The organism is Kribbella orskensis (genome assembly GCF_004342085.1).
Lineage (GTDB): Bacteria > Actinomycetota > Actinomycetes > Propionibacteriales > Kribbellaceae > Kribbella > Kribbella orskensis.
Genome location: NZ_SLWM01000019.1, coordinates 52242 through 67061, shown reverse-complemented (window position 1 = coordinate 67061; position 14820 = coordinate 52242). Strand labels below are relative to the sequence as shown.

Annotated in this window: 18 protein-coding genes; 12 read left to right on the top strand and 6 right to left on the bottom strand. The window is 67.9% G+C overall.

Features of this window, described 5'->3' with window-relative positions:
• Positions 1-76 precede the first annotated feature (76 nt).
• Genes EV644_RS34065 through EV644_RS34040 form a run of 6 tightly spaced genes read left to right on the top strand, consistent with a single transcriptional unit; the run spans position 77 to position 4871 of the window.
• Positions 77-976, top strand: a complete 900-nt coding sequence (locus EV644_RS34065) for an ABC transporter ATP-binding protein (protein WP_132193814.1) — start codon at positions 77-79, stop codon at positions 974-976.
• The gene (locus tag EV644_RS34060; protein WP_132193816.1) at positions 969-1853 is read left to right on the top strand and encodes an ABC transporter permease; all 885 of its coding nucleotides are present in this window, start codon (positions 969-971) and stop codon (positions 1851-1853) included. Before EV644_RS34065 ends, EV644_RS34060 begins: the two co-directional genes overlap by 8 nt.
• On the top strand, positions 1850-2764 hold the full coding sequence (locus tag EV644_RS34055) for an ABC transporter ATP-binding protein (RefSeq protein WP_132193818.1): 915 nt from the start codon (positions 1850-1852) through the stop codon (positions 2762-2764). The genes EV644_RS34060 and EV644_RS34055 overlap by 4 nt, the downstream gene beginning before the upstream one ends.
• The gene (locus EV644_RS34050) at positions 2764-3480 is read left to right on the top strand and encodes an ABC transporter permease (RefSeq protein ID WP_199240148.1); all 717 of its coding nucleotides are present in this window, start codon (positions 2764-2766) and stop codon (positions 3478-3480) included. The genes EV644_RS34055 and EV644_RS34050 overlap by 1 nt, the downstream gene beginning before the upstream one ends.
• Positions 3481-3529: 49 nt before the next feature.
• Complete coding sequence (locus EV644_RS34045) at positions 3530-4294, top strand: hypothetical protein (protein WP_132193820.1); 765 nt, start codon at positions 3530-3532, stop codon at positions 4292-4294.
• A gap of 34 nt (positions 4295-4328) precedes the next feature.
• The gene (locus tag EV644_RS34040) at positions 4329-4871 is read left to right on the top strand and encodes a hypothetical protein (RefSeq protein WP_132193822.1); all 543 of its coding nucleotides are present in this window, start codon (positions 4329-4331) and stop codon (positions 4869-4871) included.
• On the opposite strand, the gene EV644_RS34035 is transcribed toward EV644_RS34040, so the two are convergent.
• Positions 4838-5839 (bottom strand): helix-turn-helix transcriptional regulator, encoded by a 1002-nt coding sequence (locus EV644_RS34035; protein WP_132193824.1) that lies wholly within the window; start codon positions 5837-5839, stop codon positions 4838-4840. The genes EV644_RS34040 and EV644_RS34035 overlap by 34 nt on opposite strands.
• 85 nt (positions 5840-5924) lie before the next feature.
• Here EV644_RS34035 and EV644_RS34030 point away from each other — a divergent pair, with 85 nt between their 5' ends.
• Positions 5925-6488, top strand: coding sequence for a TIGR03086 family metal-binding protein (locus tag EV644_RS34030; protein ID WP_241999160.1), 564 nt, complete (start codon positions 5925-5927; stop codon positions 6486-6488).
• Positions 6489-6491: 3 nt separating this feature from the next.
• Here the strand turns inward: EV644_RS34030 and EV644_RS34025 are convergent, their stop codons facing one another.
• Genes EV644_RS34025 through EV644_RS34015 form a run of 3 tightly spaced genes read right to left on the bottom strand, consistent with a single transcriptional unit; the run spans position 6492 to position 9656 of the window.
• A complete protein-coding gene (locus EV644_RS34025; protein ID WP_132193826.1) occupies positions 6492-7247 on the bottom strand; it encodes an SDR family oxidoreductase in 756 nt (251 codons plus the stop codon).
• Positions 7247-8467, bottom strand: coding sequence for an acetyl-CoA C-acetyltransferase (locus EV644_RS34020; protein ID WP_132193828.1), 1221 nt, complete (start codon positions 8465-8467; stop codon positions 7247-7249). The genes EV644_RS34025 and EV644_RS34020 overlap by 1 nt, the downstream gene beginning before the upstream one ends.
• A 43-nt stretch (positions 8468-8510) precedes the next feature.
• Complete coding sequence (locus EV644_RS34015; RefSeq protein WP_132193830.1) at positions 8511-9656, bottom strand: acyl-CoA dehydrogenase family protein; 1146 nt, start codon at positions 9654-9656, stop codon at positions 8511-8513.
• 75 nt (positions 9657-9731) lie between these two features.
• Here EV644_RS34015 and EV644_RS34010 point away from each other — a divergent pair, with 75 nt between their 5' ends.
• Positions 9732-10331: a TetR/AcrR family transcriptional regulator gene (locus EV644_RS34010; RefSeq protein WP_132193832.1), complete on the top strand. Its 600-nt coding sequence runs from the start codon at positions 9732-9734 to the stop codon at positions 10329-10331.
• Between the two features lie 158 nt (positions 10332-10489).
• On the opposite strand, the gene EV644_RS34005 is transcribed toward EV644_RS34010, so the two are convergent.
• Positions 10490-11047, bottom strand: coding sequence for a YceI family protein (locus tag EV644_RS34005; protein ID WP_132193834.1), 558 nt, complete (start codon positions 11045-11047; stop codon positions 10490-10492).
• A 137-nt stretch (positions 11048-11184) separates the two neighbouring features.
• Between EV644_RS34005 and EV644_RS34000 the strand changes: the two genes are divergently transcribed.
• Both EV644_RS34000 and EV644_RS33995 read left to right on the top strand, forming a co-directional pair.
• On the top strand, positions 11185-11643 hold the full coding sequence (locus EV644_RS34000) for a MarR family winged helix-turn-helix transcriptional regulator (RefSeq protein WP_132193924.1): 459 nt from the start codon (positions 11185-11187) through the stop codon (positions 11641-11643).
• Between the two features lie 41 nt (positions 11644-11684).
• A complete protein-coding gene (locus EV644_RS33995; RefSeq protein WP_132193836.1) occupies positions 11685-12368 on the top strand; it encodes an SGNH/GDSL hydrolase family protein in 684 nt (227 codons plus the stop codon).
• An 11-nt stretch (positions 12369-12379) separates the two neighbouring features.
• Here the strand turns inward: EV644_RS33995 and EV644_RS33990 are convergent, their stop codons facing one another.
• On the bottom strand, positions 12380-13750 hold the full coding sequence (locus tag EV644_RS33990; RefSeq protein WP_132193838.1) for an FAD-dependent oxidoreductase: 1371 nt from the start codon (positions 13748-13750) through the stop codon (positions 12380-12382).
• Between the two features lie 124 nt (positions 13751-13874).
• On the opposite strand from EV644_RS33990, the gene EV644_RS33985 reads away from it, so the two are divergent.
• Both EV644_RS33985 and EV644_RS33980 read left to right on the top strand, forming a co-directional pair.
• Positions 13875-14324, top strand: coding sequence for a MarR family winged helix-turn-helix transcriptional regulator (locus EV644_RS33985; protein WP_199240147.1), 450 nt, complete (start codon positions 13875-13877; stop codon positions 14322-14324).
• 80 nt (positions 14325-14404) lie between these two features.
• Positions 14405-14800: a VOC family protein gene (locus tag EV644_RS33980; RefSeq protein WP_132193840.1), complete on the top strand. Its 396-nt coding sequence runs from the start codon at positions 14405-14407 to the stop codon at positions 14798-14800.
• The last annotated feature ends 20 nt before the right edge of the window (positions 14801-14820 follow it).

Here is a 14820-nt window from a genome sequence, read left to right as displayed (position 1 = left end):
CAGTTGGGACGTGATCGCAACAGCCGAGGGGTGCCTGTGATTCTGCCCAGACACCCTCGGGCCTTAGGGTTGGCCGGTGCCCGTGATCGCGACCGCATCGTTGACCAAGCGATACCCGCGTGTGACGGCCCTGGACGAGCTGACCGTCGAGGTGGGGTCCGGAGTGACCGGACTGGTCGGAGCCAATGGCGCCGGCAAGTCGACCCTGCTGAAGATCCTGCTCGGACTGATCGCCCCGACCGCCGGAAGTGCCATCGTGCTGGGACACGACGTGGTCACCGGCGGCGAGGCGGTCCGCGCGCTCGTCGGCTACATGCCCGAGCACGACTGCCTGCCGCCCGACGTGTCGGCGACCGAGTTCGTCGTGCACCTCGGCCAGATGTCCGGCCTGCCGGCCACCGCCGCCCGCGAACGCGCCGCCGACGTACTGCGCCACGTCGGGCTGGACGAGGCTCGGTACCGCCCGATGGGTGGTTACTCCACCGGCATGAAGCAGCGGGTCAAGCTGGCGCAGGCGCTGACCCACGACCCCAAGCTCGTGCTGCTCGACGAGCCCACCAACGGCCTCGACCCCGCCGGGCGCGACGAGATGCTCACGCTGGTCCGGCGGATCGGCACCGAGTTCGGCATCCCCGTGCTGATCACCTCGCACCTGCTCGGCGAGCTCGAGCACGTCTGCGACCACATCGTCGTGCTGGACGGCGGCCGGTTGCTCCGGTCGGAGTCGAAGGCGGCCCTGACCGGCGAGACCGGAGTTCTGGCTGTCGAGGTCCGCGACCTGAGCGGACGCGACCGGCTCGGTGCGGCGCTGGAACGGGCCGGCGCCAGGGCGAGGGCCGAAGGGCCGCTGGTGCTGGTGGAGATCAGCGGCGAGGAGACGTACGACATCGTCCGCGACACGGTCGCCGAGCTCGGCCTCGGCCTGGTCCGGGTCGAACCGCACCGGCACCGGCTGGAAGAGGTCTTCAGTGTCTGACCGCACGGGCGTCATCCACGACATCGGCTACCGGCACTACGACGGACCGCGGCTCGGCCGGTGGGCGATCACGCAGGCCCTGATGGTCAGCAGCCTCCGGCACGCCTACGGAATCGGCCGGTCCGGCAAGTCCAAGGTGATGCCGATCTTCCTGCTCGCAGTGATGGTGGTGCCGGCGGCGATCGTGGTCGGCATCGAGAACGGCCTGCAGTTCGACAAGCCGCCGATCGAGCCGGTCGACTACATCTACCTGCTGCAGCCGGTGATCGCGCTGTACCTCGCCTCGCAGGCTCCCCAACTGTTCTCGCGCGACCTGCGCTACCGCTCGATCGTGCTCTACCTGGCCCGGCCGCCGCGCCGTACCGACTACGCGCTGGCGAAGCTGACCGCGCTGGTCGCAGCCCAGATGATCCTGATCTGCATCCCCCTCGTCGTCCTGTACGCCGGGGCGTTGCTGGCCAAGTACAACTTCCTGCAGATGAGCAAGCAGTTCGTGGCCGGGCTGGCCGGGGCGTTGCTGCTGTCGATCCTGCTCGCCGCGATCGGCGGCCTGATCGCTGCGGCCACCCCACGCCGGGGATTCGCCGTCGCCGCGATCATCGCCGTACTGATCGTGTCCTTCACCGCGGCGACCACCACGATGGCGATCGTGGACGAGAAGGGCGACATGTCGAGCACGGCCGCGCGGTACGCGAGTCTGGTGTCGCCGTTCAACCTCACCGAGGCCCTGCAGACGTGGTTCCTGCGCAACGACCGCGACGGCAGCTGGATGCCGACCACCCAGCAGGGCCTGGTGTTCACCGCGGTCTACGTGCTGCTCGTCGCGGCCTGCGTCTGGGGCGTCAACGCGCGGTACGCGAAGGTGGCGCGCGGATGAGCGTGATCCGGATCGAGAAGGTCTCCCGCTGGTACGGCAACGTGGTGGCGATCAACGACGTCACCATGACGATCGGCCCTGGCGTCACGGGGTTGCTCGGCCCGAACGGCGCGGGCAAGTCGACGCTGATCACGATGATGGCGGGATTCCTGCCGCCGTCGACCGGCACGGTCACGCTGGACGGCGCCGAGGTGTGGCGCAACGAGGGCGCCTACCGGCACATCGGCCTGGTCCCCGAGACCGAGGCCGTCTACGACACGTTGACCGGCTCGCAGTTCGTGGTCGCGAACGCCCAGCTCCAGGGTCTGCCGAATCCCGGTGCCGCCGCGGCCGAGGCGATCACCATCGTCGCCATGGAGGACGCGGCCGGGCGCCGCATCTCGACGTACTCGAAGGGTATGAAGCAGCGGATCAAGATGGCCGCGGCGCTCGTGCACGAGCCGTCGGTACTGCTGCTCGACGAGCCGTTCAACGGGATGGACCCGCGACAGCGGCTGCACCTGATGGACCTGCTCCGCAAGATGGGCGCGGACGGGCGCACGGTGCTGTTCAGCTCGCACATCCTCGAGGAGGTGCAGCAGGTCGCGACCCACATCGAGGTCGTCGTGTCCGGCCGCCACGCGGCCTCAGGCGACTACCGCGCCATCCGCACACTGATGACGGACCGCCCTGTGCTCTACCGGCTGCGGTCCTCCGACAACCGCCGGCTCGCCTCCGCACTGATCGCCGACCCCTGTACTTCGGGCGCCGACCTGGACGACTCCTCGCTGCAGGTGCAGGTGCTCGACTTCGAGCGCTTCAGCAGGCTGGTTCCCACGCTGGCACGGGAGCTGGGCATCCGGCTGCTCGAGGTCGCGCCGACGGACGAGTCCCTCGAGAGCGTCTTCTCCTACCTCGTCGGGAGGCGCTGATGGTCGCCACGATCGCCCGGCTCACGCTGGCCACGCTCTTCGGCCACCGGCGCGGGTTGCTGCTGTTCGTCCTCCCCGTGGTGCTGCTCGCGCTCTGCGTGCTGCTCGCCCTGACGGTGGACGACACCGCCGACTTCAGTACCGCGTTGCTCCAGCAGTTCGGGCTCGCGGTGATCCTGCCGCTGGTCGCCCTGATCGCGGCGACCGGCGCGATCGCGACCGAGATCGACGACGGCTCGATCGTCTACCTGCTGAGCAAGCCGATCAAGCGCTACACGATCATCCTCACCAAGGCCGGCGTCGCCATCGGCGTCATCCTCGCCCTCGGCGCGATCCCGATGACGCTGGCCGGCATCATCCTCGACCCGTCCGACCTCCGGACGGCCCTTGCCTTCGGCATCGGCGCCCTGGTCGCCGGCATCGCCTACACCGCGATCTTCACCGCCATCTCGGTGATCTCGGCCAACGCCGTCACCATCGGTCTGCTCTACTCGTTGCTCTGGGAAAGCGTGATGGGACAGTACGTGGACGGCGCCAAGGCTCTGTCGGTCCAGCAGTGGTCCCTCGCGGTGATCCAGAAGCTCTCCGACGCTCCCCACGTCGAGTCCGCGGTCAAACTCCCGATCGCCGTGATCCTCCTGCTAGCAGTCACCACGGTCGGCCTGACCCTGGCCATCACCCGCCTCCGCTCGCTGGTGCTGTCCACCTCCGAATAACCTCAACCAGCGTCTTGCTGGGGTGCCCGGCAGTGCGCATGCTGGCGTCGTGGGCAACTGGCGGCAGACCAGTGTTCGGGCGCTCGCCGTCTTCTATGCGCTGGTGTGGCTTCTGCCGGGCTTTGCCATCATCGACCTGACCGTCACGTGGAGTTCGTCCTGGCCGGTGATGCTGGAGGCTGGTTGGGGCCTCATGTTCGGCGCCCTGATCGCCGCGCCTCTGATTGCCCTCGTCCATACCCCTTTCAACACCGCCGCGATCGTCCAGTTGACCGTCGTCTGCCTCGTGATCGCCCTGGCGGCGGCTGTGTCGCTGGCCTGGCAGGCGGCCGTTCTCGACGGTGTCCTGGCCGTGCAGATCCTCTCCATCGTCCTGATCGGTTCCCCTCGTGCTTGGCGCGGACTCGGACCTTCACGCCTCTCAGTACCGCTGGCTGTGCTCGCGCTCGTGAGCCTCGGCCCATGGGTCGTTTATGCCTTCGAGATGTTCGCCGCGGATCGCGAGAATCGCCCGGATGGCGACTACACCAACGGCGTGGACCACTACTCCGTCCAAGGCGCGCTGGCGCTGGCCCTGGTCGCCCTGACCGCGTTGGCGGCGTGGTGGCCGCATCAGTTCCTGCTCGCCGCGATCGGAGTGGCGGTGTCCGGGATGTATCTGGGCATCGTCTCGGCGGCGCACCAGGGCACCCCGGGCGGCTTCAGCACGACCTGGTCCTGGGCGGCCGTGCTCTGGGGAGCCGCGGTTGGCGCCTCTGCGTTCCTGACCAGATACCAGCAGCCATCCGCGGCAGGTCTCCGCTCCTTCGATTGACAGCACACTGTCAGGTGGGAGGTATGCTGTCATCATGACTGATGGAGCCAGGACTTCACCGGCCGAGAGGTTGGCCGGACTGATGGTGTCGGACGGGCCGCGGGAGGAGTTCGCCGAGGCGTTTGCTTCGTTCGCGCCGCTGATCGGCAGCTGGGATCTCGAGGTCAAGTGGTACGACGACGCGGGCGAGGTGGTGCGGGAGACCAAGGGCGAGTGGCACTTCGCCTGGGCCCTGGACGGACGTGCGGTCGCAGACATCTGGATCACGCCGAGCCGTGCGCAGCGCGCGGTGGACGGAGACGGCGAGTGGGGCCTCACCATTCGGCTCCATGACCCCGAGCTCGGCGCCTTCCGCTCGACCTGGATGGGCCCGAAGCACGCGATGGTGATGACCTTCATCGGTCACCCAGGCGCCAACTCCATCACCCTGGAGGCCCGCGAACCCAAGTCCGCCAAGACCCGCTGGATCTTCACCGACATCACCCCCACCAGCTTCCACTGGCGCAACGAAGACGAAGCTGCCGACGGCACCATCACCGTCCGTCAGCGCTTCACCGCCACCCGCTCTCGGCTGTAGACCTCGACGGCGGCTGTGGCGAGGCGGAGGAGCTCGGCGCGCAGGTCTGGCGGCTGCAGGACCTCGACGTCTCCACCGAAGCCCAGGAGCACCCCGCAGGCTGCTTCTCGAACGCGGAAGCGCAGTGCCACGTGGGGCCAGACGTCCTCGGGGGCTGGAACGTCGCGGGCTTGCTCGCCCTTGGCCAGCATCGGGGTTGCCACGCGCCTGACCAGCTCGGCTCGCTCCGGGCGGACTCGGACAACCACGTCAACCCCGGCCGGCAGGCTTCGCTCGAGTCCGGAGCGGAGGCGTTGCCACTCCTCCTGGAGGTCCAGGTCGGCAGGCCTGACCGCAGATTCCGCCCGTACGTCGACCTGCTGGATCCGCGACACCCGGTACATCCGGGCCACTCCGCGATGCGCGGCCACCAGGTACCACCGCCCCGCCTGCTCCACGAGCCCCCAGGGGTCGACGGTACGACGTACCGGGCGGCCCGCGGTCGCCGACGCATACCGCAGGGACACCCGCCGGCGGGTCACCACGGCCTTCCGGAGCGCGGGCAGTGCGCCGACCTCCTCGGCCTCGGCGAACCACCGTCGCCGGTCCACCACGATCGCGTCCGACAGGGCCTCCGCATCGCCCTGCAGTTGCAGCGGCAGGGTGGAAGACAGCTTGCCCATCGCGGACTGCAGCGCGTCCCGCAGCCCGAGCTCCTCCGACAACGAAGCCCGGCCGGACCACGCGAACAACGCCTGCGCCTCGCGCGGGGTCAGCCCACTCACGTCGGCCCGGTAGCCCGGCAGGAGCACGCACCCACCGTTTCGCCCGCGCTCGGTGTAGACCGGGACACCGGCGGCCGACAACGCCTCCATGTCACGCATCACGGTGCGCGTGGACACCTCCAGCCGCTCGGCCAGCTCGCGAGCGCTCAGCCGGGGATGCCGTTGCAGCAACAGGATGATCTGCAGCAACCGGTCGGCTCTCATGCCGACGATGATGCCAGGAATACACGACAGAAGATGTCGTATATAGGGCGCGAGAGTGGTTCCGACACCTACTACTGGAGGAATCGTGACGGACCCACGCCCGATGCTCGTGCTCGCCCTGGACCAGACCCAGGCCATGATCGACACCATCGGCGCCGACGAACTCGACCTGCCGACGCCGTGCCCGGAGTACGAGGTCCGCACCCTGCTGGGCCACCTGATGACCGTGGTCAGCCGGATCGAGCTGGCACTGACCGGGAACGACCCGTTGTCGATCCCGACGGTGACGCCTGGTGTGACGGACTTCCCGACCACGTGGAAGGAGCGCCGCGCGACTCTCGACGAGACGCTGTCCGACGGGTCGGTGCTCGGCCGCACCTGCAAGCTGCCCTGGGGAACCCTGCCGGGCGCCGCCGCCATCGCCGCCTACACCGGAGAGCTCACCACGCACTCGTGGGACCTCGCCAAGGCGACCGGCCGCACCGACCTCCTGGACGACTCGCTGGCCGAGTACTGCCTGCCGCTGGTCCAGCAGTTCATCCCGGCCGAGCCCCGAGGCGGCCACATCCCCTTCGGGCCCGTAGTACAGGTCGCGGACGAGGCACCGGCGTACGACCGCTTGGTCGCCTGGGAGGGGCGCAAGCCCTAGCTGCTAGCTGACCATGCCTCCGTTGAGGGTCAGGCCGCCATCAATGGTGATGGTCTGACCCGTGATCCAGGAGGCTTCGTCGGACAACAGGAACCAGACCAGCGACGCGACGTCCTCGGGCCGGCCGAGCCGCTTCAGCGGGTACGTCGCCGCCACCTCGTCCTCGCGTCCTTCGTACAGAGCACCGGCGAACTTGGTCTTCACCACCGCGGGCGCGACCGCGTTGATCCGGATCGCCGGTGCCAGTTCCACCGCCAGTTCGGTGGTCACCCGGGAGAGCATCGCCTTGGTTGCGCCGTACCAGCCGATGCCGGGTGACGGCGCCAGGCCCGCCACCGACGACAGGTTGACCACAGCACCGCCGTGCACGCCCATCCAGGCATCGCGGCAGGCCTTGACCCAGGCGATGGTCGCCAGCACGTTCGTGTCGACCATCTTGGCCGCAACAGCACTGTCGACGTCGAGTAGCGAGCCGTAGATCGGGTTGATGCCCGTGTTGTTCACCAGCAGATCGACAGACCCATACGTGGCCACTGCGGCGGCTACGACACTGGCCCGGTGCTCAGGGTCCGCAGCCTTGCCCTCAACGGCCATCGCGTACTCCCGGCCGCCCAGGGACTCCACTGCGTCGTCCAACGTCTCCTGGGTGCGACCGGTGATCACCACGCGAGCGCCATCGGCCACGAGACGCTTTGCGATCGCCAGCCCGATACCCCGGGAGGCGCCGGTGACGATCGCCGTACGGTCCTTGAGGCTCATCAGCTGAGGCGCTCGAGGACGACCGCCATACCCTGGCCGCCGCCGACGCACATCGTCTCGAGGCCGAACTGCTTGTCCTCGAACTGCAGGCCGTTCACCAGCGTGGTCATGATCCGGGCGCCGGTGGAGCCGAACGGATGCCCGAGCGCGATCGCGCCGCCGTGCACGTTCAGCCGGTCCTCCTGGATGCCCAGCTCGCGGGCCGAACCGATCACCTGGACCGCGAAGGCCTCGTTGATCTCGACCAGGTCGATGTCGTTGATGCTCATCCCGGCGCGGGCGAGTGCCTGCTTGCTGGCCTCGATCGGTCCCAGGCCCATGATCTCCGGCGAGAGGCCGCTGACACCGGTCGAGACGATCCGCGCCAGCGGGGTCAGGCCGAGCTCACGCGCCTTGGTGTCGCTCATGATCACCACCGCCGCGGCGCCGTCGTTCAGCGGGCAGCAGTTGCCGGCGGTGACGGTGCCGTCGGGCCGGAACACCGGCTGCAACTGGCTGACCTTCTCCAGCGTGGTGCCCGCCCGGAGGCCGTCGTCCTTGCTGACGACCGTGCCGTCCGGCAGCGTCACCGGGGTGATCTCGCGCTCGAAGAAACCGTTGTTGATCGCCTGCTCGGCCAGGTTCTGCGAGCGGACGCCGAACGCGTCCTGGTCTGCCCGGGTGATCCCCTTGAGCGTCGCCACGTTCTCCGCGGTCTGACCCATCGCGATGTAGACATCCGGGATCAGGCCGTCCTCGCGTGGGTCGTGCCAGGTGTCGTTGGTCTCGGCGTACTTCTCGGTGCGCTGGACCGCGTCCGCGAAGACGGTGTTGAACGAGCTCGGGTCGCCGACGCCGGCCGACCCGAAGTTCTTGTACCGCGAGACGCACTCGACGCCGGCGCTGACGAAGATGTCGCCCTCACCGGACTTGATCGCGTGGTACGCCATCCGCGCGGTCTGGGTCGACGACGCGCAGAACCGGTTGACCGTGGTCGCCGGGGTGTTGTCCCAGCCGAGCTGTACCGCGATCCGGCGGGCCATGTTGCCGCCGTGCTCGTCGTGCGGCTCGGCACAGCCGACCATCAGGTCCTCGATCTGGTCCCCGGTCAGGCCGGCCTTCCCGATCGCGGCCTGGATCATCTGCACGGCCAGGTCGTCCGGCCGGATGTCCTTCAGCGAACCCTTGTAGGCCCGGCCGATCGGCGACCGCGCGGTGGAGACGATGACTGCTTCAGGCATTTCCGGCCTTCCTTGGATGGTTGCTATCGGCCCGGCGGAGGTTCTACAGACCGAGGTCGCGGCCGATGAGCTCTTTCATGATCTCGTTCGAGCCGGCCCAGATCTTGGTCACCCGGGCGTCCCGCCAGGCCCGCGCGACGCGGTACTCGTTCATGTAGCCGTAGCCGCCGTGCAGCTGGACGCACGCGTCCAGGATCTCGTTCTGCACGTGCGCGCTCCACCACTTCGCCTTCGCCGCGTCGACCGCGGACAGCCGGTCCTCGTCGTGCGCGACGATCGCGTTGTCGACGTAGGCCTGGGTGACCTCGGCCTTGGTGACGAGCTCGGCGATCAGGAACTTGTTGTACTGGAACGAGCCGACCGACTGCCCGAACGCCTTGCGCTGCTTCACGTAGTCGACGGTCTCGTCGAGGATCTGGATCGCGTGCGCGATGTTCGACACCGCCGCGCCGACCCGCTCCTGGGCCAGCCGCTCCATCATGTGGATGAAGCCGCGGTCGACCTCGCCGAGCACGTTCTCGTCCGGCACGAAGACGTCGGAGAAGAAGAGCTCCGACGTACCGGACTCGGTCTGGCCGACCTTGTCCAGCTTGCGGCCGCGGGCGAAGCCCTCCATGCCCTCCTCGATCACGAACAGCGTGATGCCCTTGGCGCCCTTGCTCGGGTCGGTCCGGGCCGCGGTGATGACGAGGTCGGCCATGTCGCCGTTGGTGATGAAGGTCTTGGAACCGTTCATCACCCAGCCGCCGTCGGTCTTCTTCGCGGTCGTCTTCAGCGCGGCCAGGTCGGACCCGCCGGACGGCTCGGTCATCCCGATCGCGGCGACCAGTTCACCGGAGCAGAACTTCGGCAGCCAGCGCTGCTTCTGCTCCTCGGTGCCCAGATCGACCAGGTACGGCGCGGCGCAGTCGAAGTGGATGCCGAAACAGCTCGACAGCGAAGCGGAGATCTTCGACACCTCCTCGGCGAACACCGCGTTGAAGCGGTAGTCCCCGACGCTGGACCCGCCGTACTCCTCCGGGACGTCGAGCCCGAGGAATCCCTGCTTGCCGGCTTCGAGCCAGGCGGCCCGGTCGATCGTCTTCTCCTCGAGGAACTGCTCCATCCGCGGCACCAGCGAGCGGTCGGCGTACTCCTTCGCGCTGGCCCGGAAAGCGTCGTGGTCCTCGTTGAAGATGATGCGCTGCATCCTTGGGCCTCCCCGAGTCTGAGACAAATCACTAAGCGCTTGCTTAGCTTCCCGAATCTAGGGCAGGGTGTCAACGTGTCCGCAGTCACCAGTCCCCTCGTCTGGGAGCATGTCCAGCCCGCCGCGGCCCGGCGGCTGCTCACCGGCGCCATCGACGCCTTCGCCGAGCGCGGCTTCCAGGCCACGACCACGCGGGACATCGCCTCCCGCGCCGGGATGAGCCCGGCCGCGCTCTACGTGCACTACCCCTCGAAGGAACGCCTGCTGTTCGAGATCAGCCTGTACGGCCACCGCGCCGCGCTCGACGTACTCCGGGCAGCCGACGCGGGTGACTCGCCGCGGGACCGGCTGGCGGGGATGGTGTCGGCGTTCACCACTTGGCACGCCGAGCACCACACGATCGCGAGAGTGGTTCAGTACGAACTGGCCGCGCTGACGCCGGAGCACCTGGCCGAGGTCGCGACGATCCGGCGAGCGATCTCCACTCAGATCGAGCAGGCCCTCACCGACGGCATCAGCGACGGATCCTTCGCGGTCGAGGATCTCCCCGGCACGACACTGGCGATCCTGTCGCTGTCGATCGACGTCGCCCGCTGGTACTCCCCCACCCGCCGCGATCCGGCCGGTCTCGGTGTCCTGTACGCCGACCTCGCCCTCCGGATGGTCCAGTCGTAGCCCCCGGACATGCCGAAGGCCCCGCGCTTCCCCTCGAAGGGGAGGCACGGGGCCTTCTCGGACCATGCTCGGCGCCGGTGGACCGGCGTACGAGTCGACCTGTCGCCGGCAGACCGGCGTACGGGGTCAGATCTCTCGCCTGCGGACCGGCGGACGGGTCAGACCTGCAGGGCGGCCTGGACGTCCAGGTGGATGTCGACCTTGTCACCGATCAGCAGCTTGCCACCCTCCAGCGGCACGTTGAAGTCGATGCCCCAGTCCTTGCGGCTGATCGAAGCGGAGGCCTCGAAGCCGATGATCGCCTGGCCGTACGCGTTCTGCTCGGCGCCGAGGAACTCGACGGCGAACTCGATCGGCTTGGTGACGTCCTTGATGGTCAGGTCGCCGGCCAGGATGTAGTCGTCACCCTCGCTCTTCAGCGCGGTGCTGGTGAAAGACATCTTCGGGCTGTTCTCGGCGTCGAAGAAGTCACCGGAGCGCAGGTGACCGTCACGCTGAGCGTTGCGGGTGTGCACGGAGCCAAGCTCGACGGCGACGTTGGCGGTCGAGTCCTCGAGCGAGTCCTTGACGACGATCTCGCCGCTGAAGTCCTCGAAGGTCCCGCGGACCTTGGTCATCAGGTGACGGACGGTGAAGCCGATCTCGGTGTGCGCGACATCGAGGGCGTAGGTGCCGGCCACCAGGCCGGGAATGGTGGTGGTTGCGGTCTCGCTCATGGGGTCCTCTCGAAAGTGAAGCAGATGGGGGCGACGCGATCTCGGGAAAGAAGTTAAAACTTCAACCGTCTGACCACGACAGTAGACAAGAACTGTTTAAAAGTCAATTACATTCCCGGTACACTGTCCCCGTGACGATGACGACTGGGACCCGGTGGCTTGACTCCGAGCAGCAGGTGGCGTGGCGCGCGTACCTGCTGGGCACTGCGCGCCTGATGGCGAAACTCGACGACGACCTCCGTCAGTTCGGCCTGGGCATCAACGACTACGAGATCCTGGTCCGGCTGTCCGAGGCGCCCGAACGACGCCTCCGGATGGCCGAGCTCGCCGACCGGCTGCACCAGAGCCGCTCCCGGCTGACCCACACGGTGGGCCGGCTCGAGGCCGCGGAACTGGTCCGTCGGACCTCCTGCAAGAGCGACAAGCGGGGCGTCTGGGCCGAGCTCACCGACGCCGGCTTCTCGTTGCTCGAGCAGGCCGCGCCCTACCACGTGGACGGCGTCCGGCAGAACCTCGTCAACCTGGCCTCCCCCGAGGACTTCGCCGCCATCGGCCGGGTCTTCGACGCCGTCTCCGAACACATCGGACAACGCTGAGCACCGACAACCCCATTCCCGCGGTTCAGGCCGTCGGGCTCTTGAACACGCCTGATAGCGAACGGCTCGGGCGGCAGTTGCTGGGGATGGGTGAGCTGGTCGTGTTCCAGGGGGACTCGATCACGCACGGTGGTCGCGGGGAGACCGAGGATGCGAATCACATCCTCGGGCACTCCTATCCGTTCCTGATCGCCGCCGAGGCGGGTGCGACCCACCCGGACCTCGGCCGGCGCTTCGTGAACCGCGGAATCAGCGGGGACACTCTCGCCGCGATGACAGCCCGCTGGCAGCAGGACGTGCTCGACCTGCGCCCCGATCTCCTGAGCATCCTGATCGGGGTCAACGATGTCGGCGCGATCATGGACGGCTGGTCGGATGACGTGGACGGGTCGCGCTTCGGTTCGCAGTACGACGAACTGCTGACGCGGACGCGGGCGGCGCTGCCTGGTGCGCGACTTGTGCTCGGCGAGCCGTTCTATCTGCCGACCAGCCCGAATCCCGATCTTCGGAAGACCTGGGCTGCGCATGTCCACGCTCGAGCCGCGATCGTGCGGGACCTTGCCGCCTCGCACGACGCCGTGTTCGTTGCGTATCAGCAGGCGATGGATGCGGCTGCTCTGCGTGCGCCGGCGTCGTACTGGATCTGGGACGGCGTCCACCCGACGTACGCCGGGCAGCGGGTCCTGGCGGATACCTGGATCTCCGCGGTCACCCGTACGGCGTAGCGCAGTACGGGTCAGTTCGCCAGCGGCGGGGTGATCTCGAACGCGGCCTCGTCGCGATCGGCGCCGCGGTAGGCGAGCATCGAGTCGCGCATCCGGCGCTTGACCGGCGGCAGGTGGTTGACGGTCCGCATCGCCGTGCGCATCCCGGCGAGGACGACCCGGCCGACGACCGGCTTGTGCATCGGGTCGCTCGCGCTCATCTGCGCCTTCGACTTGATCACCGCATCGAAGCCGTACCCGATCATCTTCGCCTCGTACTCGCCGACCGCCTCGCGCAACTGCGCGCGGCCGTCCCGTACCTCGATCAGCTTGCGGCACAGGAGCATCGCGTCGCGAAGCGCGGTGTTCGCGCCGACGCCGCGGCCGGGCGTCATCGTGTGGATGGCGTCGCCGAGCAGGGTCACGTTCGTGGTCTGCCACGGCTCGAGCGGGACCGAGGTCCAGATGTTCACGGGGAAGCAGGTGCCCGGATCTGTCAGCTCGAACAGCCTGCGCAGGTTCGGGTGCCAGTCCGGCGTGATCTCGAGCGCGAGGTCGATCAGCTCCCGCCCGCGGAGGTCCATCACGTTGGCCGGCAGCTTGTCAGCCGACGCCGACAGACCCCAGTTGATGTAGTCGCGGGTGTTGTCGAACTGCAGGCCGGGCCACTGCCGGATCAGCTCTTCGGTGTTGCCGCCGATGCCCTGTTTCACATTGCCGTCGCGGTCCCACTGGAACTCCATCACGTGCAGGATGCAGGCCAGCCCGTGCGGAGCGTTCACGATCGAGATGCCCTCGAACACCTTCGGGGGAACCAGTTTCGCGCTCTCCTCGGTGAGAGCCAGCTTGCCGGCGATGGCGATGACCCCGGTCTCCTCGGTCTTCGCCTGGGGCAGGTATTGCCGCCGTACGCGAGAGCCCGACCCGTCCGCCGCGACCAGCAGCTCGCCGGTGGCCGTCGTACCATCCGCGAAGTACGCCGTGACTCGCCCGTCGCCCGCGTGCTGCTCATAGCGGACGAACTCCTTGCCGAACTGGACCACGTCGTCGAGTCCGGTGAGGAGGACCTGGCGAAGCGTCATCCGGCTGATCGACTTCTCGCTCTCCACCGGATCGGTCGAGGGCGGGATGTCGAGCGAGAGGACCTCCTTGAAGTCCTCGGTCAGCATGTTGAAGTACTTCGGGTCGCGGGCGCGGGTGGCCACGAACGTGTCGTAGAGGTCCCTCGGCAGCAACGCGTGGAGTGCGCGACTCCCGTCGGGGTCGATCCCGACGCGATAGCCGTGCAGGCCGTCGGTGCGGAGCGCGTCCCGCTCGAACACGGCCACCTCGATGCCCGCTCGCTTCAACCCATGCGCCAGCGCGAGTCCGCCAGTCCCTCCACCGATCACCAGCACCTTCATCGTTCCGCCCTCCACTAGGATCAGTTCTCTCGGTTGTTCAAGTATCTCGTTAGTCCGAGTATCTTGGAGATCCGAGAGAAATGCAAGAACGTCGTGTCTGTGGGTCAGGAACGTGGAGGTCGTGATGAGCACCAGACAAGAACTGAGCGCCGAGTTGCAGGAGCGGATGATCCGCTTCATCGCCGACGTGATCCTGTTCAACCACGCCGTCTCGGCGAAGGTCGGGCTGGGCGCGAGCGACTCCCAGTTCATGACGCTGCTGCAGTCCTACGGCCCGCTGACGCCCCGGCAACTCTCCGAACACACCGGCCTCACCTCAGGCACAGTCACCGGCGTCATCGACCGCCTGGAGTCCCTAGGCCTCATCACCCGCCAACCAGACCCCACCGACCGCCGCAAAGTCCTGGTCACCCCATCCCTCGAGGCAATCCAGGAGAAACTCGCTCCCCTCTACGCCGAACAAGGCGCCCGCATGCAGGCGATGCTCTCCACCCGAACCGACGAAGAACTCCGCATCATCTCCACGTTCCTGGCCGACGCCATGACAAGTGCCCAACCCCCCAACGCAATCTGACCCACCCGCCGGACCATCGACTGGCCCGCGGCGGCGCGGCTTGCCTGGAGCGAGGGCGGAGGTGGCGATAGCGTCGGAAAATGGATGGTCTGAAGATCGAAGTGACATCGATAACCATCGCGACCCCGGACCCCCGAGCGCTGGCGGCGTTCTACTCCCGCCTCCTCGACCTCCCGGTCACCACCGAGGAAGGCCCCCGCCCGGGCGAACCAGAGACCGACGGCTGGGCCCAGATCCGCAATACCTCAGGCCCCACCCTCAACTTCGAATACGAACGTGTGTGGACCACCCCGACCTGGCCCAGCAGACCCGGCACCCAACACGCCACCCAGCACCTCGACATCCACGTCTCCGACCTGGAAGCCGCCACCACCCACGCCATCTACGCCGGCGCCACCCTCGCCCCCTACCAACCCCAGGAAACAGTCCGGGTCCTCTTCGACCCCTCCGGCCACCCCTTCTGCCTCTTCACCTAGCCGAGCAACCGCACACGCCT